The organism is Sorangium sp. So ce426, assembly GCF_051475585.1.
Classification (GTDB): domain Bacteria; phylum Myxococcota_A; class Polyangia; order Polyangiales; family Polyangiaceae; genus Sorangium; species Sorangium cellulosum_B.
Window position 1 is genome coordinate 2,311,195 of record NZ_CP150341.1, and the last position, 23,252, is coordinate 2,334,446.

General features: G+C 73.3%; 14 protein-coding genes. 13 read left to right on the forward strand and 1 reads right to left on the reverse strand.

Annotated features, from left to right (window positions below; genetic code table 11):
* Window positions 1-8 precede the first annotated feature (8 nt).
* From WMF44_RS08755 to WMF44_RS08810, 12 genes are all read left to right on the forward strand, one after another.
* On the forward strand, window positions 9-4,019 hold the full coding sequence (locus WMF44_RS08755) for a protein kinase domain-containing protein (protein WP_437298675.1): 4,011 nt from the start codon (window positions 9-11) through the stop codon (window positions 4,017-4,019).
* 306 nt (window positions 4,020-4,325) lie between these two features.
* Entirely contained in the window at window positions 4,326-5,003 is a 678-nt protein-coding gene (locus WMF44_RS08760; protein WP_437298676.1) for a hypothetical protein, read from the forward strand.
* Between the two features lie 221 nt (window positions 5,004-5,224).
* Window positions 5,225-6,397, forward strand: coding sequence for a TolB family protein (locus WMF44_RS08765; RefSeq protein ID WP_437298677.1), 1,173 nt, complete (start codon window positions 5,225-5,227; stop codon window positions 6,395-6,397).
* The gene (locus WMF44_RS08770) at window positions 6,394-9,936 is read left to right on the forward strand and encodes a hypothetical protein (RefSeq protein ID WP_437298678.1); all 3,543 of its coding nucleotides are present in this window, start codon (window positions 6,394-6,396) and stop codon (window positions 9,934-9,936) included. The genes WMF44_RS08765 and WMF44_RS08770 overlap by 4 nt, the downstream gene beginning before the upstream one ends.
* 166 nt (window positions 9,937-10,102) lie before the next feature.
* Window positions 10,103-10,921, forward strand: a complete 819-nt coding sequence (gene pssA / locus WMF44_RS08775; RefSeq protein WP_437298679.1) for a CDP-diacylglycerol--serine O-phosphatidyltransferase — start codon at window positions 10,103-10,105, stop codon at window positions 10,919-10,921.
* Window positions 10,922-11,098: 177 nt separating this feature from the next.
* Window positions 11,099-11,500: a hypothetical protein gene (locus WMF44_RS08780; protein WP_437298680.1), complete on the forward strand. Its 402-nt coding sequence runs from the start codon at window positions 11,099-11,101 to the stop codon at window positions 11,498-11,500.
* Window positions 11,501-11,678: 178 nt separating this feature from the next.
* On the forward strand, window positions 11,679-12,590 hold the full coding sequence (locus WMF44_RS08785; RefSeq protein ID WP_437298681.1) for a cytochrome C assembly family protein: 912 nt from the start codon (window positions 11,679-11,681) through the stop codon (window positions 12,588-12,590).
* Between the two features lie 5 nt (window positions 12,591-12,595).
* Window positions 12,596-14,185, forward strand: a complete 1,590-nt coding sequence (gene hemA, locus WMF44_RS08790) for a glutamyl-tRNA reductase (protein WP_437298682.1) — start codon at window positions 12,596-12,598, stop codon at window positions 14,183-14,185.
* The gene (hemC, locus tag WMF44_RS08795; RefSeq protein ID WP_437298683.1) at window positions 14,182-15,087 is read left to right on the forward strand and encodes a hydroxymethylbilane synthase; all 906 of its coding nucleotides are present in this window, start codon (window positions 14,182-14,184) and stop codon (window positions 15,085-15,087) included. Before hemA ends, hemC begins: the two co-directional genes overlap by 4 nt.
* A 249-nt stretch (window positions 15,088-15,336) precedes the next feature.
* Window positions 15,337-16,935, forward strand: a complete 1,599-nt coding sequence (locus WMF44_RS08800; RefSeq protein ID WP_437298684.1) for a glycoside hydrolase family 57 protein — start codon at window positions 15,337-15,339, stop codon at window positions 16,933-16,935.
* Between the two features lie 555 nt (window positions 16,936-17,490).
* A complete protein-coding gene (locus WMF44_RS08805; protein ID WP_437298685.1) occupies window positions 17,491-18,672 on the forward strand; it encodes an efflux RND transporter periplasmic adaptor subunit in 1,182 nt (393 codons plus the stop codon).
* A gap of 44 nt (window positions 18,673-18,716) precedes the next feature.
* Window positions 18,717-21,944 carry an efflux RND transporter permease subunit gene (locus tag WMF44_RS08810; RefSeq protein WP_437298686.1) on the forward strand — a complete coding sequence of 1,076 codons (3,228 nt, stop codon included), beginning with the start codon at window positions 18,717-18,719 and terminating at the stop codon, window positions 21,942-21,944.
* Between the two features lie 73 nt (window positions 21,945-22,017).
* Here the strand turns inward: WMF44_RS08810 and WMF44_RS08815 are convergent, their stop codons facing one another.
* Window positions 22,018-22,941, reverse strand: coding sequence for a S1C family serine protease (locus tag WMF44_RS08815; RefSeq protein ID WP_437298687.1), 924 nt, complete (start codon window positions 22,939-22,941; stop codon window positions 22,018-22,020).
* On the opposite strand from WMF44_RS08815, the gene WMF44_RS08820 reads away from it, so the two are divergent.
* Window positions 22,940-23,197, forward strand: a complete 258-nt coding sequence (locus WMF44_RS08820; protein WP_437298688.1) for a hypothetical protein — start codon at window positions 22,940-22,942, stop codon at window positions 23,195-23,197. The genes WMF44_RS08815 and WMF44_RS08820 overlap by 2 nt on opposite strands.
* The last annotated feature ends 55 nt before the right edge of the window (window positions 23,198-23,252 follow it).

Below are 23,252 nucleotides of genomic sequence, written 5' to 3' on the forward strand. Positions count from 1 at the left end.
TACCGCTGATGCGCGCCGGTGACATCGTCGCCGACCGCTTCGAGATCGAAGGGCACGCGACCTCCGGCGGCATGGCGCAGATCTTCCGCGCCCGCGATCGGCTCACGGGCGAGCCGGTCGCGCTGAAGATCCTCCAGCGCACGGGCCCGCAGGAGTCGCACCGCTTCCGCCGGGAGGCGCACGCGCTCGCCGCGCTCCGCCACCCCGGCGTCGTCGGGTACGTCGCCCACGGCACGACCGAGGGCGGCGAGCTCTACCTCGCCATGCAGTGGCTCTCCGGCGAGACCCTCGCCGAGCGCTTGCTCCGCGAGCCGCTCACCGTCCCCGAGAGCCTCTCGCTGGGCGTGCGCGTCGCCTCCACGCTCGGCGCCCTCCACCGGCTCGGCATCGTCCACCGCGACCTCAAGCCGAGCAACCTCCTGCTCGCCGGCGGCTCCATCGACGACGTCACCCTGCTCGACTTCGGCGTCGTGCGCGTCGCGGAGGGAGGCCAGGAGCTCACCATGCCCGGCGTGATGCTCGGCACCCCCGGCTACATGGCCCCCGAGCAGGCGCGCGGCGAGGTCGCCATCGACGCCCGCGCCGACGTCTTCGCCCTCGGCTGCATCCTCTACCGCTGCCTCACCGGCCGGCCCCCGTTCGTCGGCAACGACGGCCTCTCCGTGCTCGTGAAGGTCCTCCTCGAGGATCCGCCGCGGCTCCGGGAGCTCCGCGGCGAGGTCCCGGCCGCGCTCGACGACCTCGTGACGCGCATGCTCGCCAAGGCCCCGCGCGACCGCCCCCGCGACGGCGCGGCCGTGGCCGCCGAGCTCGGGTCGCTCGGCGATCTCGCGCCAGGCTCGCGGCGCGGCCTCCCCCTGCCCATCGGCGGCCCGACGCCCGAGCTGACGACCGGCGAGCGCCGGATGATATGCCTGCTCGTCGCCCGCGACGGCGCGCTCGACAGCGACGCCACGCGGTCCGAGGGCGAGGACGCGCTCCGCGTGCGCGCGCTCAGCGCCCTGGCCGAGCGCCACCAGGGGCGCCTCGAGATCATCGAGGCGCGCTCTCCCGTCGTTGTGCTGTCCGGCCCCGTCGCGCCGACCGACCTCGCCGCCCGGGGGGCGCGGTGCGCGCTCGCGATGCAGGTGCTGCTCGGCGGCGCGCCCGTCGCGCTCGTCTCGGGGCGCGCCGAGATCACCGCCCGCTCCCCCATCGGCAAGCTCATCGATCAGGCCGCCGCGCTGCTCGCCGGCGACGAGGCGCGGCTCGGCGTGGTCCGCATCGACGAGGTCACGGCCGGCCTGCTCGGCGCGCGGTTCGATCTCGGGTCGGATCACGCGGGCCATCTCCTGCGCGGCGAGTGCGACGACCTCGAGGCGGTGCCGCGCCTCCTCGGCAAGCCGACGCCGTGCGTGGGCCGCGACCGCGAGCTGTCGCTCCTGGAGGCGACGTTCGCCCAGTGCATCGAGGAGCAGACCCCGTCCGCGGTGCTGGTGACGGCCCCCGCCGGCATGGGCAAGTCGCGCCTGCGCGTCGAGCTGCTCCGGCGCCTCCGGGCGCGGGACGAGCCCATGGCGGTCTGGATCGCGCGCGGCGACCCCATGAGCGCCGGCTCTGCCTTCGGCCTCCTTTCGCAGGTGCTCCGCCGCGCGCTCGGCGTCGCCGACGGCGCGCCGGCCGCGGCGGTGCAGCGCAAGATCCGCGAGCACGTCGATCGTCACGGCGAGCGCGGCGCCCACGTCGCGCCCTTCCTCGGCGAGCTCGTGGGGGCGCCCTTCCCGGACGAGGCCAGCGAGGCGCTCAGGGCGGCGCGGCGGAGCTCCGTGCTCATGGGCGATCAGCTGCACCTCGCGTGGGAGGAGTTCCTGCGCGCCGAGTGCGCGGCGCAGCCGGTGCTGCTCGTCCTCGAGGACATGCACTGGGGCGACCTGCCCACGGTCGGCATGATCAACAGCGCCCTCCGCAACCTGCGCGACGCGCCCCTCATGGTGCTGGCGCTCGGCCGGCCCGAGGTGCGCGAGATGTTCCCGAAGCTGTGGGCAGGCCGCGGCGTCCAGGAGATCGAGCTCACGGGGCTCTCGCGCCGCGCCAGCGAGCGGCTCGCGCGCCAGGCGCTCGGCGGCGCCGTCACCGAGGAGATCATCGGCACGCTGGTCGAGCGGGCCGACGGCAACGCCTTCTTCCTGGAAGAGCAGATCCGCGCCGCCGCCGAGGGGCGAGGGGCCGCGCTGCCGGAGACGGTGCTGGCGATGGTGCAGGCGCGGCTCGAGGCGCTCGATCCCGAGGCGCGGCGCGTGCTCCGGGCGGCGAGCGTCTTCGGCCAGAGCTTCCGGCCCGCCGGCGTCGCCGCGCTGCTCGGCGGCGCCGACGCCGAGGTGGCGGTCCGGCTCGCCGAGCTCGTCGAGCGCGAGGTGATCGTCCCGAGGCGGCCGCCTGGCCGGGGCGGCGCGCCTGGTGAGAGCCTCTCCTCCACGTCGTCCGCGCGCGGGGGGCCCGGGGACGGGCCCGAGCGCGAGGCCTCGCCGGCGTGCCGTGCCGGGGCGCCCGAGCCTGGCCCTCTGATCGAGGCGGGCGCGGACGACGCCGAGCACAGCTTCCGGCACGGCCTTGTGCGGGAGGCGGCGTACGGGGCGCTGACGGAGTACGACCGGCGGCTCGGCCACCGGCTGGCGGGCGAGTGGCTCGAAGGGGAGGGGAAGGGCGACGCGGCGCAGCTCGCGGAGCACTTCGAGCGCGGCGCCGAGCCGGGACGCGCGGCGGCGTGGTACCGGCGCGCGGCGGAGCAGGCGCTGCGCGGCAACGATCTCCTCGCCGCGATCCGCCACGCCGAGCGCGGCCTCGCGTGCGGCGCGACCGAGGCAGAGGCGGGCGGGCTGCTCCTCGTCGACGCGGAGGCCCGCGTGTGGCGTGGCGATTTCGCCGTCGCCGAGCAGCGCGCGCTCGACGCCGTCGCGCGGTTCGAGCCGGGCTCGCCGTCCTGGTACTCCGCCGTGACCTGGGTGGTCACGGCCGCTGGCAAGCAGGGGGCCTTCGATCGCGTGGAGTCCTGGGTGGCGACGGCGCGGGGCGCGTCGCCCCGCGAGGGCGCGCTGACCGGGAGGGACATCTGCCTCGTCGAGGGGGCCAACTGGCTCGCCTTCGGCGGCCGCTACGCGGTGGCGGACGGCATCATCGAGGCCCTCGAGCGCAGCGGGGAGGAGGAGCGGCCGCTCGACGTCGAGGTGCTCGCCAGGCTCTACGAGGCGCGCGCCATCCGCACCATGACCTCCGGCGATCTCGGCGCCTGCCTCGACGGCATCGAGGCGGCGCTCGAGGTGTTCGAGCGGAGCGGCGATCGCCGCAACGCGTGCTCGCTGCGGGTGAACCTGGGCGCCATCACCATGGAGCTCGGGGACTACGAGGGGGCCGAGGCCGCGCTGCGCGCCGCGCTGCGCGCCGCGGAGCAGATGGAGCTCACGGATCTGGCCGCGGTCGCCCGCACCAACCTGGGCAACGTGATGAGCGCCCGCGGCAACCTCGACGAGGCCCGGCGGGTCCAGGCCGAGGCGATCGCGACGTTCCAGCGGCTGGGCGATCCCAGGGCCGAGGGGATCGCCCGCGCCTACCTGGGGAAGGCGGCGCTGCTCGGCGGCGATCTCGGCGCCGCCGAGGCCGAGGCCCGCGCGGCCGCGGAGCTCCTGCGGAGCGCGCCGCCGATGCGCGCGGCGGCGTGGGCTCTCTGCGCGCGGGTCCTGCTCCGGAAGGGCTGCGCCGAGGAGGCGCTCGCCCTCTCCGGCGACGCGCTCTCCCTCCTGGAGTCGCTCGGCGCGGTCGAGGAGGGCGAGTCGCTGATCCGCCTCGTGCGGGCCGAGGCGCTCTTCGCGAGCGGCCGGCAGGCCGAGGCGCTCGACGCGATCGCGCGGGCGCGCGACAGCGTGATCGCCCGTGCCGGGCAGATCTCGAATCCTCTCTACCGGGATCGGTTTCTGTCGGCGCTCGACAACGGCGAGACGCTCGCGCTCGCGGCGCGCTGGCTCGGCGACCGAGACGCTCCATGAGCTCGCGCTCCGTCGTACGTGGGATTCCCTGCTCGCGGCTCTTCCAGGAGCCGTGCGCTGCCCACGAGCGCGCCTGAACGACCGGTCTCTCGCCGTTCTCACGACGTCACCGCAGGCGCGGAATTTTAGGGTTCCTCCGGAAAAATCGTTGAGGAAATTCCTGATGCGTGTTTCATTTGTGAGGAGGGGGCTATGCAATACCGTTTCAAACTCGCAATCTCGTTCCTGGGCCTGTCGTGCGTTCTCCCGGCCTGTAGCGGCGAGGCTGACCCCCTGGAGGCAGCCGGCGGCACGGCGGAGCAAGAGATGGTGACGCGGAATGCGTTCACGAAGGAAGCGCTCGTGGAGAGTGCGTTCGCGACAGACACGCTTGCCACGGAAGCGCTCACGGGCAACCCGCTGACGAGCGACGCAGTCGGGAGCAGCAGCGATGTCATGAGGGCGCTGCGCGATCCTCTGGCCCGCGAGTTCTTGACGTACGTGGCGAGCTGCGCGCTCCCGGAGGGGCAATCCGTGCAGGTCTCGCTGGACGGCGAGACCTATACCTTCGGGGGGAGCATCGGTCTTTCCCCCGAGTGGGGCCGAGCTCATGGTCAGTGCAACGCCCGCTGTCAGGGGTGGCTCTCCGCCTGCATGCTGGCCAGGATCAACCATCTCGGGGAGAGCGTGCCCCTCTCGATGCGTGGCAAGCACAAGGCCCTTGACTCGGATCAAGCGGAGCAGGATGCCTTCCCTCGGCGGGAGGCGGCCTATTTCGGCGACCTCTTCGCGCCGGAGCAGCGCCGGTTCGCGTGCAAGTCGCCCGGCTCGACGCTCATCAGCCGCGTGTGCGGCGGGACGGGCGTCGACACGCAGGGCTGCATCGTCGACGTCCTCGGCGACTGCGACGACATCTGCGGCGCTCCGACGTCGGACGGCAGCTTCCCGAACTGCGTTGGTGGTGGCCATACGACGCCGACGACGGTGACCGTCTTCCGGGAGTAGCGGGTCCGGGTTTCCGTCGCGCGCGCCCCGTCGGTGGCGCGCGGCGCGGCCACGGGCTCCTCTCCGCTGCGCTCGCCAACGCGTGATTTTCCGGCAGCAGCAGCCGAGTCGGCTCCTGACCTGCCCCGCCGCCCGGTTCGCCGCGCGCCTCGCCTCGGGCTGACCCGCCGCGGGCGCCTCCCCGCGACGGCTCGCCGCTTTCGTACTATGGTCGCGCCGCCATGAAACGAAGGCTGCCCGCTCCGCTCGCCTGCCTGCTGCTCGCCGCCTGCGCCTCCTCGGAACCCCGACCGAAGGAGCCGATCGGCCAGATCCCGGAGGCGACGACCACGGCGAAGCCCGAGTGGCTTCCCTTCCGCATCCGCGCCGGCAAGAGCGTCGCCGCCGATCCGCGCGAGAAGCACTTCGCCGAGCTCCGGCAGCTCACCTTCGGCGGCGAGAACGCCGAGGCCTACTGGTCGCCCGACGGCAGGAAGCTCGTGTTCCAGTCGACCCGCGACGAGAACAAGTGCGACCAGCAGTACGTCCTGGATCTGGAGAGCGGCGAGGTCCGCCGGGTCTCGAACGGCCAGGGCAAGACCACCTGCGGCTACTTCCTCTTCCCCGCGCCCGCGGCCTCTGCCCAGGCGCGCGTCCTCTTCGCCTCCACGCACGCCGCCGGCGAGGCGTGCCCCCCGAAGCCCGACCACTCGCAGGGGTACGTCTGGCCGCTCGACGAGTTCGACATCTACACCGCGAACGCCGACGGCTCGGAGCTCCGCCCCCTCATCCAGGGCAAGGGCTACGACGCCGAGGCGACCGTCGCGTTCGACGGCTCGCGCCTCGTGTTCACGAGCACGCGCGACGGGGACATCGAGCTCTACACAGCGAAGCTCGACGGCTCGGACGTCAAGCGCATCACGAGCACGCCCGGCTACGACGGCGGCGCCTTCTTCTCCCCCGACGCGACCAAGCTGGTCTGGCGGGCGAGCCGCCCCACCGGACCGGCGCTCGACGACTACCGCGCGTTGCTCGCCAAGGGGCTCGTGCGCCCCAGCGCGCTCGAGATCTTCGTCGCGGGCGCCGACGGGCAGGACCCGCGCCCGGTGACGAGGAACGGCCGCGCCAACTTCGCGCCCTACTTCCTCCCGGACTCGCGGCGGATCCTCTTCGCCTCCGATTTCAGCACCCCCCAGGGCGCCCGGGGCATGCCCAACTTCGACCTCTACCTGGTCGACTCCGAGGCGCCCCTGGCGGCGGACGGCGTGCCGCCCGTCGAGCGCGTGACCTTCTACGAGGGCTTCGACAGCTTCCCGATGTTCTCTCCGACCGGCGAGCACGTCGTCTTCGCCTCGAACCGGCACGGCGCGAAGCCCGGCGAGACCAACCTGTTCGTCGCCCGCTGGGTCGAATGACCGCGCCGCCGTCGCGGACCCGCGCGCCGCTCGCGCTCGCGTCGGCGTGCGCGCTCGCGGGCTGCTCGGGCGCCCCGGCGCAGCCGCCCCGCCCTGCCGAGGCCACCCTCCCGTCGACGGACGCCGTCGGCGCGGCCTACACCTCGCCCGCGCGCTGGAGCTACCATCCGGCGGCGCCCGACGCCGCGGTCGCGTGGGCGCCGTTCGCCGGCGCCGGCTGCGTCGTCGTCGCCCAGGGAGGCCAGCGATGGACGGTGACGCCCGATCCTCGGACGTCCGCGCCGCCGCCGAGCGCCGCCGGGCCCGCTGCGCAGGCCGCGCGCTGCGCCGGCCAGGGCAGGACGAGCGCCTCGCCCGCGCCCGAGGAGCTCACCGCGATCGTGCGGCGCTCGCCGGCCTCCTGGATGTTCGTCGGCGCGAGCGGCGCGATCTACGAGGCCTCCTCGCCGCTCGGCCAGCTCACGCGGGCGCTCTCTCCGCCCGAGCCGCTCCTGCAGGTCGCGGGCGCCGGCGGCTCGCTGATCGGGGTGACCCGGGGCGGCGGCGTGCTCCGGTGGCGCGAGGAGCTCGGCTGGAAGCCGGTGCTGCTCGACGGCGCCGCGGGGCAGGGCGGGGCCCCGCCGCGCGCCTTCGGCGTCGCCATGGCCGACGGCGGCCGCGCGCTCGTGCTCGCGCTGCCGGAGGCGCTGTTCGCCAGCGAGGACGGCGGGGGCACCTGGTCGCGCGCGCCGCTCCCGACGATGGGCCTCTCGCGGGTCGGCGCCCTCGGGGGCGAGCTCCTCGCCGAGGGGCTCCTCGCGTCGGCGACCTGGGATCCACGGCGCACGCCCGCGTTCTCGCGCAGCGCGGCGACGCTCCCGCGGGCCGACGTCGAGCTCGACGTGACGGCCCCGCGCGCCCCGTCCGCCTCCGCCGTGTCGATCGGGCGGGCGGCGATGAGCGGCGATCGCTACGTCGAGGCGGTCCGCCCGGAGGACGCCGGCGCGCCGTGGCTCCTCGCGAGCGGCCCCATCGAGGGGCCGCTCAAGGAGGCGGCCATGCCGGGCACGGGCGACTGCGGGAGCATCAAGCTCGGCGCGAACGGCCGGCGCGTCGTCGCGGTGTGCGCCGAGCCGGACGGCGATCGCGTCGTGGCGCGGGTGCTCCGCAGCGACGATGGCGGCGGCGCGTGGTCGCCGGCCGCCACGCTGGAGACGCCCGACATCGACCAGGTCGGCGTCGCGGTGGCGCCCGATGGCGCGGCGCTCCTGACCGGCGTCTGCAAGCCGAGCGACGGCGCGGACAGCTGCAAGCCGACCGCGCCGCTCCTCCTGTCCCACGACGGCGCCAACGACGAGGATCGCGCCGCGGTCGCCCTCGCGGCGGCCCCCACGCTCAGCGCGCCCGCCGTGCTGCCCGCGTTCTCGGCGGACGGGCGCTCCGCGTATTTCCTCGGCTTCCGCGGCAAGGACGAGCGCCTCGCGCTGTTCGTCTCGCACGACGGGGGCGAGACCTTCGCGCCGCGCCCGCTCGACGCGACCGCCGCGCTGCCCGCCCCGCAGGCGGACGGCGCCGAGGACGAGGACGAGGAGGGCGGGCCGGGCGACGGTCCCTCGCCGGAGGGGTTCGACGTCGTCGAGGAGAGCGCCCTGCGCCCGGCGGAAGACGGCGCCGTCGGCCTGCTGCTCTCGGAGCGCGGCTCGCTCACGTACCTGACCGCCGACGAGGACGGCCGGGTGCTCACGGCGACGACCCCGCCGGCGGAGAGCGCGGCGCTCGCCGGCTTCGGGCGGCGCGTGCTCGCGCTCGCGTCGCGCGCGCGAGACAGCGGCGATGACGTCGCGGCGCTGTGGGAGTCGCTCGACGGCGGCGTGAGCTGGGCGGAGCTCCCGGAGATGCCGGCGCTCTCGCGCGAGCTCTCCGAGGCCCAGCTCGCCGTCACATGCGGCGGAAGCGGCTGCCTCTTCGGCGACGTGGCGACCCGCGTCGGCTGGGGCGGCCAGGTCGACGGCGCGCTGCCGCGCGCGCCGGATCCGGCCCCGCGCGCGCAGCCTTCCGCGCGCACGCCCATCGTCTGCGAGACGCTGCCGTCCTCGAAGTGGACGCGCGTCGATCATGTCGACTCGAGCGGCCTCGGCCTGCCCGACGGCGACGAGCTCTTGCGCGGCCGGTCGGTGTGGTCGTTGCTCACGCGCGCCCCGAGCGGCGCCGTCGACGTCGTCTCCGCGATGCTCCCCGAGTCCGGCGATGGGGAGGCGCGGATCGTCACGCGATCGCTGCTGCCCGCGGTGCCGGCGGGGCTCGGGAGAGCGCGGGTCGCGACCAACGTCACCCTCCAGATGGAGGGCTACGCCGTGGCGCGCCTGCGGATCCCGGGCGGCGCGGCGGTGCCGGGGGCCGCGATGCGCAACGTCGAGGTCGCCTGGGAGAACTTCCTGGATGGCACCTCGGGCCGCGGCACGATCCCCGACGCCGGCCCGTTCGAGCTCGGCGACGTGAAGGTCGTCCCCGACGCCGCGCGAAAGCCGCGCGCGGGCGCCCGGCCGCAGGCCGGCGCCGGCCCGGGAGGCGCGGCCCCGCGCCGCGCGCCGCCCCCCGACGACTTCTTCGATCCCGCGCTCCTGTCCGTCACGCTGCGCGGGCTCTTCCTCCGGCCGCACTCCGGCAGCGCTCAGTCGGCGCTCACGTTCTTCTACGAGCCGCCGGGGAAGCTCCAGCGCTTCGACTTCCCGTCCTGGCCTGCGTCGGGCCTTCACGGCAGCCTCGACGTGCGCGCCGATGCGGTCCTGGCGGACGGCCAGCCCGTCGGCGTGGGGATGGTCCGGCAGGCGTCGAACGGCCCGATGGTCGGGATGCTGCTCGCCCACCGCCCGGCGCCTCCGGCCGGCGCGTCCGCCGCGCTGGGCCCGGGCGCCGCGTGGGCGATCGACGCCGTCTCGGTCGCTCCGCCGGCGGACCGCGATCGGATCGTGCACACCGACTGGACCTACGCTGGACGGTCGATCGGCGTGGCGACGCTGGTCGCCCACCCCGGGCACGCGGCAGCGTGGTCGATCTTCCAGCCCTTTCGCGGGGATGGCACGCTCGGCCCCGCGCTGCCGCTGCCGACGCCGTTCGACCTCGGAGACGCGCCGCGCCCGTGCTCTGCCGCAGAACGCGCGGCGACCGCGCGTCAGGAGGCGCCGCTGTTCCTCGGCAGCACGGCCTTGTTCCCGGGCACACGCCACCCCGTGCTCGTCGTGGACGCCGCTGGTCCCTCCAGCCCGCCCGAGGTCACGGTGCTCCTGACCTCCACCACGGTGCTCCACGGTACGCCTGCCGCGCCGTGTGTCGCGGGCTGGGACGCGCGAGCGATCGGACGGGCGCCCCGCTCTGCGATCATCCCCGGCGATCTCGCCCAGGCGTGGTTGTTCCGGGCGGCGGCGGGCTCGGCGGTCGCTGGGGGCGGATCGAGCGGCCCGGCCGTCGAGCTCCGCCCGATGGCGTGCCGCTTCGAGCCCGGCGCGGAGGTCCCGGAGGCGGTATGGAGTGAGCCGGGCATGGCGCAGCCCGCGCGTTGAGCCACGGCGGAAAAGCAAAAACGACGAATGAAACGAAGCTGACGGTGAGATGAAACGATCCCGGATCCTGGCTCGCGGTAACCTTCTAGCGACTCGCGTGTGCGCTTCGACGCTTGCGTTCGCGGTCCCTGCGGCGATAGCCTGGCCTGCCTAAACGGGAGGCGGCATGATCCGGAAGCGACGGCGGTTCGAGCTCAGGAAGACGCTGTTCCTGCTTCCGAACCTGATCACCCTCTCATCGATCTTCTGTGGCTTCGACTCGATCCGGCGCTCCGCGACCGCGCAGTCGGAAGATGATTTCTACCGCGCCGCGCTGCTGATCGTCTTCGCGATGTTCTTCGACACCCTCGACGGGCGTGTCGCGCGGATGACGAAGACCCAGAGCGCCTTCGGCCTGCAGATCGACTCGCTGGCCGATATCGTCTCGTTCGGCGTGGCGCCGTCGATGCTCGTGTATCAGTGGACGCTGCACCGCTTCGATCTCGCGGGGCTGCTCGTGTCGTTCATCTTCACGGCCTGCGGCGCGGTCCGGCTGGCGCGCTTCAACGTCCTCTCCATGGGGGAGGCGGGCAAGCCCACGAAGCCTTCGAAGTACATCGTCGGCCTCCCGATCCCGGGCGCGGCGGGCATCCTCGTCTCGATCGTGGTCGCGAACCACGCGGCCGCCGGCGAGATCGGCGGCGAGCGCTACGCGTCGGCGATCCTCGCCACCACGACGCTCCTGTCGCTGCTGATGGTCTCGACCATCCGGTTCCGCTCTTTCAAGGATCTCCGGCTCAACGTCCGGACGGTGCTCTTCGTGGCGTTCGCCGTCGGGTCGAGCGCGGTGATCTCGACGCAGCTCCAGCCCGCGTTCGTGCTCGTGTGGTTGCTCGGCTTCTACGTGCTGCTCGGCATCTTCGAGTCGCTCTGGCACCTGCCCGCGCGGCTCCGCGGCCTGCGTAGGGACTCGGTGCCTCCGCCCACGGTACCCCCTGCGGCCTGAAGCGCCTGCGGCCTGAAGCGCCTGCGGCCTGAAGCGCCTGCGGCCTGAAGCGCCTGCGGCCTGAAGCGCCTGCGGCCTGAAGCGCCTGCGGCCTGAGACTCGTCGGCTCGGGCTCACCCCTGGTGGCCGGCATCGCGACCCAACCGCTCCGGCTCATTTTTGAGTAGACTGCGCGCGATGAAGAACCGCGTGTTCTTTCCGCAGGCCGCGCTCGACGACTGGATCGCGAGCGACCGCGTCGATCTGAACAACGACGAGCTTCTGATCAAGACCGAGGGCCGCCGCTACAAGATCATCGAGGCGATCCGCGTGCTCCGCGAGGTGACGGGCTCGGCGGACATCCACGAGGTCCTCGGCAGGGTCAAGACGCGGGCGTTCCTGCGGGAGCTCGGGGCGGAGATCCTCGAGGGGTCCATGATCATCGGCGACAACGCCTACGACGTGATCCCGGGGTTCATCGGCGCCCCGGTGGGCACGTTCGCCGAGCACCGCAAGGCCGCCCCGGCGGGGACGGCGACCAGCAGCAGCCCGACGAGCGACGAGGAGCTCCTGGCCGCGTTCCTCACCAGCGAGATGTAGCGGCGCCGCGCCCGGTCGCTTCCGCGCGCCACACCCGCGGTGGCGAGGCGCTGCCGATACGGTCTCTCGGGCCCGCCTCTCCCGGCGCGTCCGCGCTGTCAGGCCTCGGCCTACGAGAGTACGCTCCCGCCTCTGCGGCCGGCGGGCCATCCCCGGTGAGGCAGGCTATAACGGGGCCATGCCCGAGGTCATCTCCGGGATCAGCTTCGCGCTCGCCCTGCTGTTCTACAGCGTTGCCAGCGCGCTCTTCTTCCTCGACGTCGCCCGCAGCCGCGCCCGGCTCCCCTCCGCGGGCGACCTCGCGGGCCTCTTCGGCGCGGGGGCGCGCGTCCACGACCCCGGCGCTCGGCCGAGCGCTGCGGTCGCCGCGTCCGCCTCGCGGCACGCGCCCCTGCTGCTCGGCCTGGGCGCCCTCGGGCACGCGACCTACGTCACGCTCGCCAGCTTCGTCGCGCGGGTCTGCCCGGTGCACTCCGTTCATTTCATGCTCTCGGTCGCGTCCCTCCTCGCGATCGCCGTTTACCTCGTCGCCCGCCATCGCTTTCGCATCGACGCGCTCGGGCTCCTCATCGGGCCGCTCGGGCTCGCCTTCCTGCTCGGCACGTTCTTCCTCGGAAAGCCGCACCCCGAGCCGAAGCTCAGCCCGCTGTTCATCGCGGCGCATGTCATGGCGAACCTGCTCGGGATCGCCCTCTTCCTGCTCGCCGGCGCCTCTGCCGCGCTCTACCTCGTCCAGGAGAAGCGGCTCAAGCGGAAGCGGCATCTCGAGCGCATGGGCAACCTCCCGCCGCTCGACACGCTCGACCGCGCCATCCATCGCTTCCTGAGCGCCGGCTTCCCCTTGCTGACGCTCGGCATCGTCACGGGCACGTACTGGGCGCACCGGCTCGAGATGGGCAACGCCGACGAGGTGATGCGCGCCATCTTCGGCTACGCCACATGGCTCCTCATCGCGCTCGTGCTGCTTTTGCGCGCCGCCGCCGGCTGGCGCGGCCGCCGCGCGGCGTACGGCACCATCGCGGGGCTCGCCTGCGCCGGGGCGGTGCTCGTCATCTATCTCGTCCGTCCCGCCGCGGGGCTCGGAGGCTAGCGCAGGTGATCTTCGTCGGGCTCTCCCACAAGACCGCGCCCATCGAGGTGCGCGAGCGGCTCGCGATCGGGCGGGATCGGCTGCCCGAGGTGCTCGCGCGCCTCACGGCCCACCCTGCCATCGGCGAGGCGCTCGTCCTCTCCACCTGCAACCGCGTCGAGATCTACGCCTCACCCCGGCAGCAGGCGCCCGCGCCGCCCCGCCCCGGGAGCGCTCCGCCGCCGTCCGACGAGGAGCTCTCGCGCGACAACGAGGCGCTGCGCGCCGCCGTCGCGACCCTCGTCGGCCTCGGCGGAGACGCCGTCCGGGGCCACCTCGCGGGCCGCGTCGGGAGCGATGCCGTCCTCCACCTCTTCCGCGTCGCCGCGTCGCTCGACTCGATGGTCGTCGGCGAGCCGCAGATCCTCGGACAGATGAAGGAGGCCATCGAGGTGGCCCGCGGGGCGAAGACCCTCGGCGCCCGGCTCGGCCGCGCGGCCCACCGCGCCATCAAGGTCGGCAAGCGGGTGCGCACGGAGACGGCGATCGGCGCCGGGCAGGTCTCGGTCTCCAGCGTGGCGATCGATCTCGCCCGCCAGATCTTCGCGGATCTCGCCGGTCACACGGCGCTGCTCATCGGCGCCGGCGACATGGCCGAGGCCGCCTCGAAGCTCCTCGTCCGCGCCGGCGCCCGCCTCATCGTGGTCAACCGGAGCCCGGACCGCGCCGCCGCGCTCGCCCGCGAGGTCGGCGGCGAGCCTCGCCCCTGGGCCGACCTCGAGCGCTCCGTCATCGACGCCGACATCGTGATCTCGTCGACCTCGAGCCCCAATTACGTGGTCACGCCCGACCTCGTCCGCCGAGCCCGCAAGGCCAGGAAGGGCAGGAGCCTGTTTCTCATCGACATCGCGGTCCCGCGTGACATCGACCCCGCCGTCAACAAGCTCGACAGCGTGTACCTCTACGATGTCGACGACCTCTCGCAGATCGTGGCGGAGTCCGTCGAGGGGCGCGCCGCCGAGGCGGCGCGGGCCGAGGCGATCGTCGCGGACGAGGCGCAGGCCTTCGAGGCGTGGACGCTCGAGCGCGCCCTGACGCCCACGATCGTGGGCTTGCGGGCCCGCACGCGCTCCATCCTCGCGGCCGAGGTCGAGCGCAGCCTCTCCGGCAAGCTCCGGCACCTCGGCGTGGCCGAGCGCCAGGCCCTCGCGGTGATGATCGACGCCGCCACGAACAAGCTGCTCCACGTGCCCACCACCCGGCTCCGCGCGATGGCCTGCGATCCCCGCGTCGCCGAGCACGTCGACTCGCTCCGGGAGCTCTTCGACATCGACGGCGCGCCGCCCGAGAACGCCGCCGCCTCGGCGCTCGCCGAGGGGGAGCTGCGCGGCGCGGTGGACGGGCCTCCCACGCCTCGCTCCGCCCGCGGGGAAGCGCCTCCCGCCTCCGGCGCTCGAGGCGGCGGCTCGCCCCGGCACGCCGATCCGCGCCCCCAGGCTGCAGAGGACAACGGCGTCTACGCGCGGCAGCCCGGCGGGCGCCCCGCCGAGGCGGGCGTCATGGCCGTCGCGAATCCAGCCGCGGCCGTGAGCGCAGCTGGGCTAAAGGGAGCGTGATGCCCACGGAGCTCACCCTCGCCACGCGCCGCTCGGCGCTCGCCCTCGCCCAGTCCCGCGCCTTCGCTCGTTCCCTCGAAGCGGCGGTGCCCGATCTCTCCCTGCGCGAGCTCGAGGTGGTGACCTCGGGCGACAAGACGCAGGATCGCTCGCTCCAGGACATCGGCGGCAAAGGGCTGTTCATCAAGGAGCTCGAAGAGGCGCTCCTCGACCGGCGCGCCGACTTCGCGGTCCACTCGATCAAGGACGTCCCCGCCGAGATCGCCCCCGCGCTGTGCCTCGCCTGCATCCCCGCGCGGGAGGACCCGCGCGACGCGCTCGTCACCCGGAGCGGCGCCTTGCTCGCGGAGCTGCCGGCGGGCGCCCGGGTCGGGACCTCGAGCCTGCGCCGGGCGGTCGCGCTGCGCGAGGCGCGCCCGGATCTCGTGATCGAGCCGGTCCGTGGCAACGTCGACACCCGGCTCCGCAAGGTGTTCGACGGCGTGTTCGACGCCGTTGTGCTGGCGCTCGCCGGCCTGAAGCGGCTCGGCCTCGAAGGCCGCGCCACGGAGGTGCTGTCGCCCGAGGTGTCGTTGCCCGCCATCGGACAGGGCGCGCTCGGCATCGAGTGCCGCACGGCGGACGACAGCGTGCGTGACGTCCTCGGGACGCTCGCGGACGCCGAGACCACGATCTGCGTCTCTGCCGAGCGCGCCGTGATGGCCGCGGTGGAAGGCAGTTGCCGGACGCCGGTGGCCGCCTATGCGGTGCGGGACGGCGGCGCGCTGTGGCTACGGGCGCTCCTCGCCGAGCCCGACGGCTCCCGGTTGCGGAGGGCGGAAAGGCGCCTGTCGTGGCCCGGAAACACGCACGAAGCCGAGCGCCTCGGGGCGGACCTCGGGGCGGAGCTCAAGAAGGGTTGAGGCGTGTAACTCGACTGGACGGCTGCCACGTCCAGAACATTTCTGGAATGGAATCGACAAGGGATCTCCGTACCACGCCGGGATGAACGGTCGCCTGGCGACGTGATAGCCAGCGCTCCGCGCGCCGGCGCCTCCAGGCGGAGCCCGCCGGCCCGCGCCTCGCGCGCCGCAGCCCATGACCGGCGCGCTTCCCGCGCGGGCGCGACCGTGCGAGACAGCCCGCCGGCGGTTTCCCGCCCCCAGCGCTCCATGCCGGGCTACGTCGCCCTCGTCCTCCACGCTCACCTGCCGTACGTGCGTCACCCCGAGCACGTCCGCTCCCTGGAGGAGCGCTGGCTCTTCGAGGCGCTCTGGGAGTGTTATCTCCCCCTGCTCGGGGTCCTCGATCGCCTCGCCGCCGACCGCGTCGTCGCCCCGCTGACGCTCTCCGTCTCGCCGTCGCTCCTCGCGATGCTGCGCGACGAGCTGCTCCTTCGCCGGTTCGAGGACCACCTCCGCCGGCTCACCGCGCTGGCGGCCCGGGTGGAGGCCCGCTTCGCCGGGAGCGGCTTCGCCGAGGCCGCCGCGTTCTACCGCGCGCGGCTCGCGGACGCGGCGAGCTCCTGGGAGGCGCTCGGCGGCGATGTCCCGGGCGCCCTGGTGCGCCACGCCGGGGCGGGCCGCCTCGAGCTCCTCACCACGGCCGCGACGCACGCGTACCTGCCCGGACTGCTCGCCACGCCGGCGTCGATCCGGGCGCAGCTGCGGCTCGGCCGCCGCGCCTTCGCGGCCTTCACCGGCGCGCCCGAGCCTCGCGGCCTCTGGCTGCCCGAGTGCGCTTACGCGCCCGGCCTCGACGCCGATCTCGCGGCGGCGGGCGTCCGCTTCACCGTGCTCGACGCCCACGCGCTCACGCTCGCCGCGCCTCCTGCGTCCGCGGGCGCGTCCGTCCCGGTGCGCTCGCCTGCCGGCCTCGCGTGCTTCGGGCGCGATCGCGACAGCGCGCGCGAGGTCTGGTCGCGCGACGCCGGCTATCCGGGTCACCCGGTGTACCGCGAGTTCTACCGCGACGTCGGGCTCGACCTGCCCGAGCGCGAGCTCGAAGGGGAGGTCGGTCCCGACGGCACCCGGCTCATGACCGGCCTCAAGCTCCATCGCGTGACCGGGCCCGGCCCCGACAAGGCGCCGTACGACCCGGTCCGCGCCTCCGCGCAGGCGCGCGCGCACGCCGCGGACTTCGTGGCCTGCCGCGAGGCCGCGCTGGCGTCGATCCGCGGCGTGAACGCCCCGCCCATCCTGGTGGCCCCCTACGACGCCGAGCTCTTCGGCCACTGGTGGCTCGAAGGGCCCGAGTTCCTCGAGCACGCCCTGCGCCGCCTCGCGGCCTCGGATCGCGCCGTTCCGATCGCGCTCGGCGCGTACCTGGAGCGCCATCCGCCCGTCGAGGTCGTGGAGCCTGCCGCGTCGACGTGGGGTGAAGGCGGGTTCGGCGCATTCTGGACGGGCCCGAGCGCGTCCTCCCTGTGGCGCCACGCGCACCACGCCGAGCGCGCCGTGCTGGGCGCGCTGTCGCGTTGCCGCCACGCGGGCGGCCTGCCCGGCCGCGCGCTGGACCAGGCGATCCGCGAGCTCCTCCTCCTTCAATCGAGCGACTGGGCCTTCATGATGTCGGCCGGGGAGATGGCCTCCTATGCCGAGGCGCGCGCCCACGCCCACGCGACCCGCGCCCGCCGCCTCGCGTCCCTGGCCCAGCAGCCCACGGCTTCGCCCTCGGACGTGGCGTGGCTCGACGCGCTGTGCGCGCTCGACCCTTTCCTCGTCGAGCTCTCGGGCCCTGTGCTCCGAGGCGCCTTCGACCCGTGGCGCTGAGCCGGCGTTCGTCCGCGCCGCTCGCCTCCGGATCTCCCGCGCTCCAGGGGGCAGATCAATTTCCGGCAACGGAGTATTAAATTACGTTAAAAATTTCTGCGACGATATTTCACATGGTCGCCTACCCTCCGCGTCGCGGCGGTCGACTCCGTGGGAGGGCGTGTGCGCCCAGCGGCGGCGCCCTCGGCGCCTCTTTTCGGGAGGGTGACCCGCGATTCACCCGCTCGTTTCATCGCCGGCCGCCGGCCGCGCGATCCGGCGCCCATCTCCCAGCACGTTTTTCGCGGTCATGGCGGCATGAAGTGCGAGAGGGACGGAGACCTTGTCCGGAACACCCCCTTGATGACCGGCCGGTCAGCACCCTAGTGTGTTGCCCGCCAGCTTTGCTCCTGGACCGCACCGGCAGGCGCTGGCAAAGAACCGGGCGGACTCCCCATGACACATCCTCCTTGCGGACCCGAGCGCCGTTTCGCTCGATGGGCTCTCGGCGCTCGTAGCGCCGCATCGAATCACTCCCGCGCCGCCGTCGTCGCGGCGCTGCTCGCTGCGCTCGCGGTGCCCACGTTGACCGGCTGTCGCCGCCCCGAGGCGGACGCGCAGCCGTCGCCGGCGCGCGATTCCGCCGCGCCACGCCAGAAGCCCGCGGTGCGCTTCGGGAAGGTGACCGCGCGCCCGCTCGCGCAGACGCTGGACATCAGCGGCACCCTGGTCGCCGACGAGACGAGCGAGGCGGCGACGCAGGTCGGCGGCCTGGTCGTGAGCGTCGCGGTCGACGTGGGCTCCCGGGTCAAGAAGGGCGATCCGCTCGTCGTGCTCGACGCGCGCAACGTCGCGCTCCAGTCGCAGGCCGCGTCCGCGGCCGTCGCGCAGGCGCGGGCCAAGCTTGCGCTGCAGGAAGGCGCGTCGCCGAAGGGCATCGATCCCGACCAGGTGCCGGAGGTCCGGGCCGCGAAGCAGAGCATGGAGCTCGCGAAGTCCGAGGCCGAGCGCGTGAAGCAGCTCTACGACCAGGGCGCCGTCCCCCAGTCGACCTGGGACGCGGCGCGCACGCAGGCCCAGAACGCGGCCGCGCAGTACGAGGCCGCGGTCAACGGCATCCGCGCGACCGTCGCGGCGCTCACGTCCGCGCAGGCGCAGGCGGGGCTCGCCTCGAAGGCGGTGTCCGACACGACGGTGCGGGCGCCGTTCGACGGCGCGATCGCCGAGAAGCGGATCAGCGTCGGCGAGTACGCGAGCCCCGGCCGCGTCGTGGCGGTCGTGGTCCGCGACAACCCGCTGCGGCTGCGCATCGACGTGCCCGAGGCGGACATCGCGCACATCGAGGTGGGCAAGCCGGTCAGCGTCTCGGTCGCCGCCTTCCCCGACCGCCTGTTCCCGGGCGTCGTGAAGCGGATCGGCGCGAGTCTGAAGGCCTCGTCGCGCACCCTGCCCGTGGAGGCCGAGTTCGACAACAGCGAGGGCAAGCTCCGCCCCGGCCTCTTCGCGCAGGGGCAGCTGACGCTGACCGGCGAGTCAAGAACGGCGATCCTCGTCCCCGAGTCGGCGGTCGGCACCTCCGGGACGAGCGCGCGCGTGTTCGTGAAGTCGGGCGATCGCGTGACGGAGCGGCTCGTCAAGCCCGGTCGCAAGATCGAAGGCCTCGTCGAGGTCGTCGGTCCGCTCTCGGAGGGGGATGAGGTCGCGATCGACAACGTGAGCGAGCTGGCGGACGGCATCGAGGTCGCGGCGGCGCAGTGAGCCGAGCGCACCGCGCGCCTCATTACTGAAGAAAGGTAGCGACCATGCAATGGCTCGCGGCAATCTGCATCCGTAGGCCGGTTTTCGCCTCGGTGATCGTCCTGCTCCTGACGGTGCTCGGGGCGTTCTCCTACTTCGGCCTCGGCGTGGATCGGTTCCCCAAGGTCGAGTTCCCGTTCATCGTCGTGACGACCGTCCTCCCCGGCGCAGCGCCCGAGGAGGTCGAGACGGAGCTCTCCGACAAGATCGAGTCGGCGGTCAACACGATCAGCGGCATCGACGAGCTGCGCTCGGCCTCGGTCGAGGGGCTCAGCCAGGTCATGATCTCCTTCCAGCTCGAGAAGGACGTCGACGTCGCCGCGCAGGAGGTGCGCGACAAGGTCGAGGGCATCCTCGCGGATCTGCCGGAAGGGATCGACCCGCCGGTGGTCGGCAAGCTCGATCCGGACGCCGCGCCGATCCTCACGCTCGCCGTCTCGTCGCCGAAGGCGGACGTCCGCTCGGTGACAGAGTTCGCCGACAAGACGCTCCGGCGCGAGCTGGAGTCGCTCGCCGGCGTCGGACAGGTGCTGCTCATCGGCGGCCGGAGCCGGCAGATCAACATCTGGATCGATCCGGAGAAGCTCGAGAAGTACGCCCTGACCGGCGGCGTGGTGACCCAGGCGCTGGCGAGCCAGAACGTCGAGATCCCGGCCGGCCGGATCGAGCAAGGGGGCAGGGCGCTCACCCTGCGGACGCGCGGCCGCGTGCAGTCGGTCCAGCAGATGGCGGACATCGTCCTCGCGAACCGCGACGGCTACTCCGTCCGGCTCGGCGACGTCGCGGAGGTCCAGGACGGCATGGCGGAGCCGGAGTCCGCCGGCTTCCGCGGCCTCGATCCTGCCGTGCTCCTCAGCATCCGCAAGCAGAGCGGGACGAACACCGTCGAGGTCATCGACGGGCTGAAGGCGCGGATCAGCGAGGTGGAGAAGCGCCTCCCCGAGGGGTACAGCATCGCCATCGCCCGCGATCAGTCGGAGTTCATCAAGAACTCGGTCCACGCCGTCAAGGAGCACCTCGTGCTCGGCGCGCTGCTCGCCGCGATCATCGTCGCGCTCTTCCTCGCGAACGCCCGCAGCACCATCATCTCGGCGATCGCCATCCCGACGAGCATCATCTCCACGTTCGCCCTGATGAAGGTGGCGGGCTTCACGCTCAACGGGATCACGCTCCTCGCGCTGACGCTGGCGGTCGGCATCGTGATCGACGACGCGATCGTCGTCCTCGAGAACTGCTACCGCTGGATCGAGGAGAAGGGCGCGAGCCCCTGGGAGGCGGCGCTCCAGGGCACGAAGGAGATCGGCCCCGCGGTGCTCGCGACGACGCTCTCGCTGGTCGCCGTGTTCCTCCCGGTCGCGTTCATGAGCGGCATCGTCGGCCGCTTCCTGAACTCGTTCGGCCTCACCATGGCGTTCTCGATCCTGGTGTCGCTGATCGTGAGCTTCACGCTGACGCCCATGCTGTCCGCGCGATGGCTGAAGAAGCCGGAGAAGCACGACGCCAGCAGCTCCAAGGAGTCGCGCTTCTACGGGCCGATCGAGCGCGGCTACATGGCGATCCTCCGCTGGTCGATGGCGCACCGCTGGGTGATCGTGCTCGCCTCGCTCCTGGCGCTGTTCTCGATCCCGGTGCTGGGGGGCATGGCCAAGTTCAACTTCCTCCCGATCGAGGACGAGTCGCAGTTCCAGGTCAGCATGCGCGCGCCCGAGGGCGTGAGCCTCGACGGGACGCGCGTCATCGCCACGCGGCTCGCGTCGGACATCGAGAAGCTCCCCGGCGTCTCGTACACGCTGACGACGATCGGCGACGATCCGCAGAAGACGCCGAACATGGCCACCATCTACGTGAAGCTCAAGCCGGCGGAGGAACGCGCGCTGTCGCAGCAGGACCTCATCGATCGCGCCCGGCGCGAGCTCCAGCCCAAGTTCGACGCGGAGAAGCTCCGGGCGAACATCGGCCCAGTGCCCGCCTTCTCCGGCGGCCAGAACACCCAGATCGCCTACCAGGTGCAAGGCCCCGACCTCCAGAAGATCGGCCAGTACTCCGACGTGCTGCTGCAGAAGCTCAAGGCGATCCCGGGCGTCGTCGATCCGGACACCTCGCTGCTCGTGGGCAAGCCGGAGATCCGCGTGGTCATCGACCGCAAGAAGGCCGCCGATCTCGGCGTTCAGGTCGGCGACGTGGCCAGCACCCTGCGGCTCCTGGTCGGCGGGTACAAGGTGTCGACCTACAACGAAGGCGGGGAGCAGTACGAGGTGCGCGCGCGCGCGCTGCCGAGCTTCCGCTCCGACAAGGAAGGCCTCGCGAAGATCACGGTGCCCTCGACCAAGCTCGGCGCCGTGACGCTCGACAACGTGGTGTCGTTCACCGAGGGGACGGGCCCGTCGCGCATCGAGCGGTACAACCGGCAGCGGCAGGTCATGCTGACCGCGAACCTCGAGGCGGGCTACTCGCAGCAGACGGTCATCCAGGAGCTCGACAAGGCCGCGTCGCAGATGAACCTCGCGTCCGGCTACTCCGCTGGCCCCGTCGGCGCGTCGAAGGAGCTCGTCAAGATGATGAAGAGCTTCCTCGTCGCCCTCCTCCTGTCGCTGGTCTTCATGTACCTCGTGCTCGCGGCGCAGTTCGAGTCGTGGCTGCACCCGATCACGATCCTCCTGTCGTTGCCGCTGACGGTGCCGTTCGCGTTCATCGCGGTCATCATCTTCCGGCAGTCGCTCAACATCTTCTCGCTGCTCGGCATCGTCGTGCTGTTCGGCGTCGTGAAGAAGAACTCGATCCTCCAGATCGATCACACGATCAAGCTGCGCGAGCACGGCTTGCCGCGGGCGCAGGCCATCCTGGAGGCGAACCGCGACAGGCTCCGGCCGATCCTGATGACCACGCTCGCGTTCGTCGCCGGCATGATCCCGCTCGTCGTCTCGAGCGGCGCGGGCTCGGGCACGAACCGCGCGACCGGCTTCGTGATCATCGGCGGGCAGACGCTGGCGCTCCTCCTGACGCTGCTCGCGACCCCGGTCGCCTACTCGCTGTTCGACGACGTCTCGTCGTGGCTCAAGCGGATCCTGCCCTTCATGCGGGGCAGCGACGACCAGGGCGAGCCGCGCGGGGCGGGGGAGGGCGGCGTCGCTCCGGCGGGGGATGGGGTCGTCGCGGCGGGGCACCGCGGCGCCGCGGCGCGCGCCGCCGTCGCGCACGACGCGGGCCGGCCGGCGCCGGCGCAGCTCGACTAGCGGCACCCCGACCGCGCTCCGGGGCCGCGGCGCGCCGCGCCCGGCCCCCTTCGCTACCGCGGCGAGGCGCCGCTCACCGCGCTTCGCCGTGGACCTTGCGCAGGATCACCTCGAGCAGCCCGTCGAACGCGTCGCGCATCGCCCAGGCCTGGGCGGCCTCGTCGTCGAGGCCAGCCGCCTTGCGCCGCCCCTCGACGAGCGCGTTCCTCGGGCCCCTGCACGCGGGGCCGAGCCGGCGCTCCATGTCGAGCGAGGCGCCCGCGTAGACGTGGTAGCAGGACGCGAAATCCCCCTGGTTGTAGAGGGGCGAGCCGACCTGGATCGCGCCGTCCATCGTGCGCGCCAGCACGAGCAGGTCACCCTCGGTGCAGCCGCGGAGGATCGCGAGCGCGTGGTGAGGCACCGATCGCTTGACCGCCGGCAGCCCTTGCTCTTCCTCGGCCGTCTCGGCCGCGAACGTCGAGAGCGGGACGGGATCGGGGCGCACGAGCAGCCGCTTGAGGTAGTCGGCGGGCACGCCGAAGTTGAGGTTCTGCCCCTGCGTCGAGACCGCCGCGGCGACGCCGATCACCTCGCCGTGGTCGTTGAACAGCGGGCCGCCCGAGGAGCCTGGCGCGATCGGCGCGGAGATCTGCAGCAGCGTCAGCTCCGGATCCACGACGCGGACCGCGCTCACGAGGCCGTTCGACACGGTGTCCGCGAGGCCGAGCGGATGGCCTATCGCGACGACCGGATCGCCGGGGCGGACCGCGCCGCTGTTGCCGAGCGAGAGCAGCGGGAGCCTCCGAGGCGCGTGGATCCGGACGATCGCGAGATCTCGAGCCTCGTCGAACGCGAGCACCTCGAGCACCGGGTGCTCGCTCTGATCGGAGAGGACGACCTTGAGGTCCGGCATCCCGGCGACGACGTGGAAATTCGTCGCGATCCAGCCGTCCTCGCGGACGAGGAAGCCCGCCCCGAGCGAGCCGTCGCCGCGGATCGTGACGACCGCCGGCATGGCGCGCGCCGCGATCTGCGCGGGCGTCATCGCCGCGGGCTGTGACGCGGAGGTCGCCGGCTGGCTTGTCGAGCTCGCGGTGCAGCCGAGCGCCGCGATCGCCGCCGCGGCGACGAGCGCCGAGGCGCGGGGCCAGGCGCGCCGCCGCGGGGGGCGGGGGCGCGATGGAGGAGCGGCGCAGGAGGGCCGGTCGTCGTCATGGAGCTCGCCTGGCAGGCTGCGGTGGTTCATGTCGCTCCCCGAGGCCGCCGCGTGAGCGACCTCCCTCCAGCAAGCGTAACGAAGACCCGACGGATCGTCTCGCGCGCCCG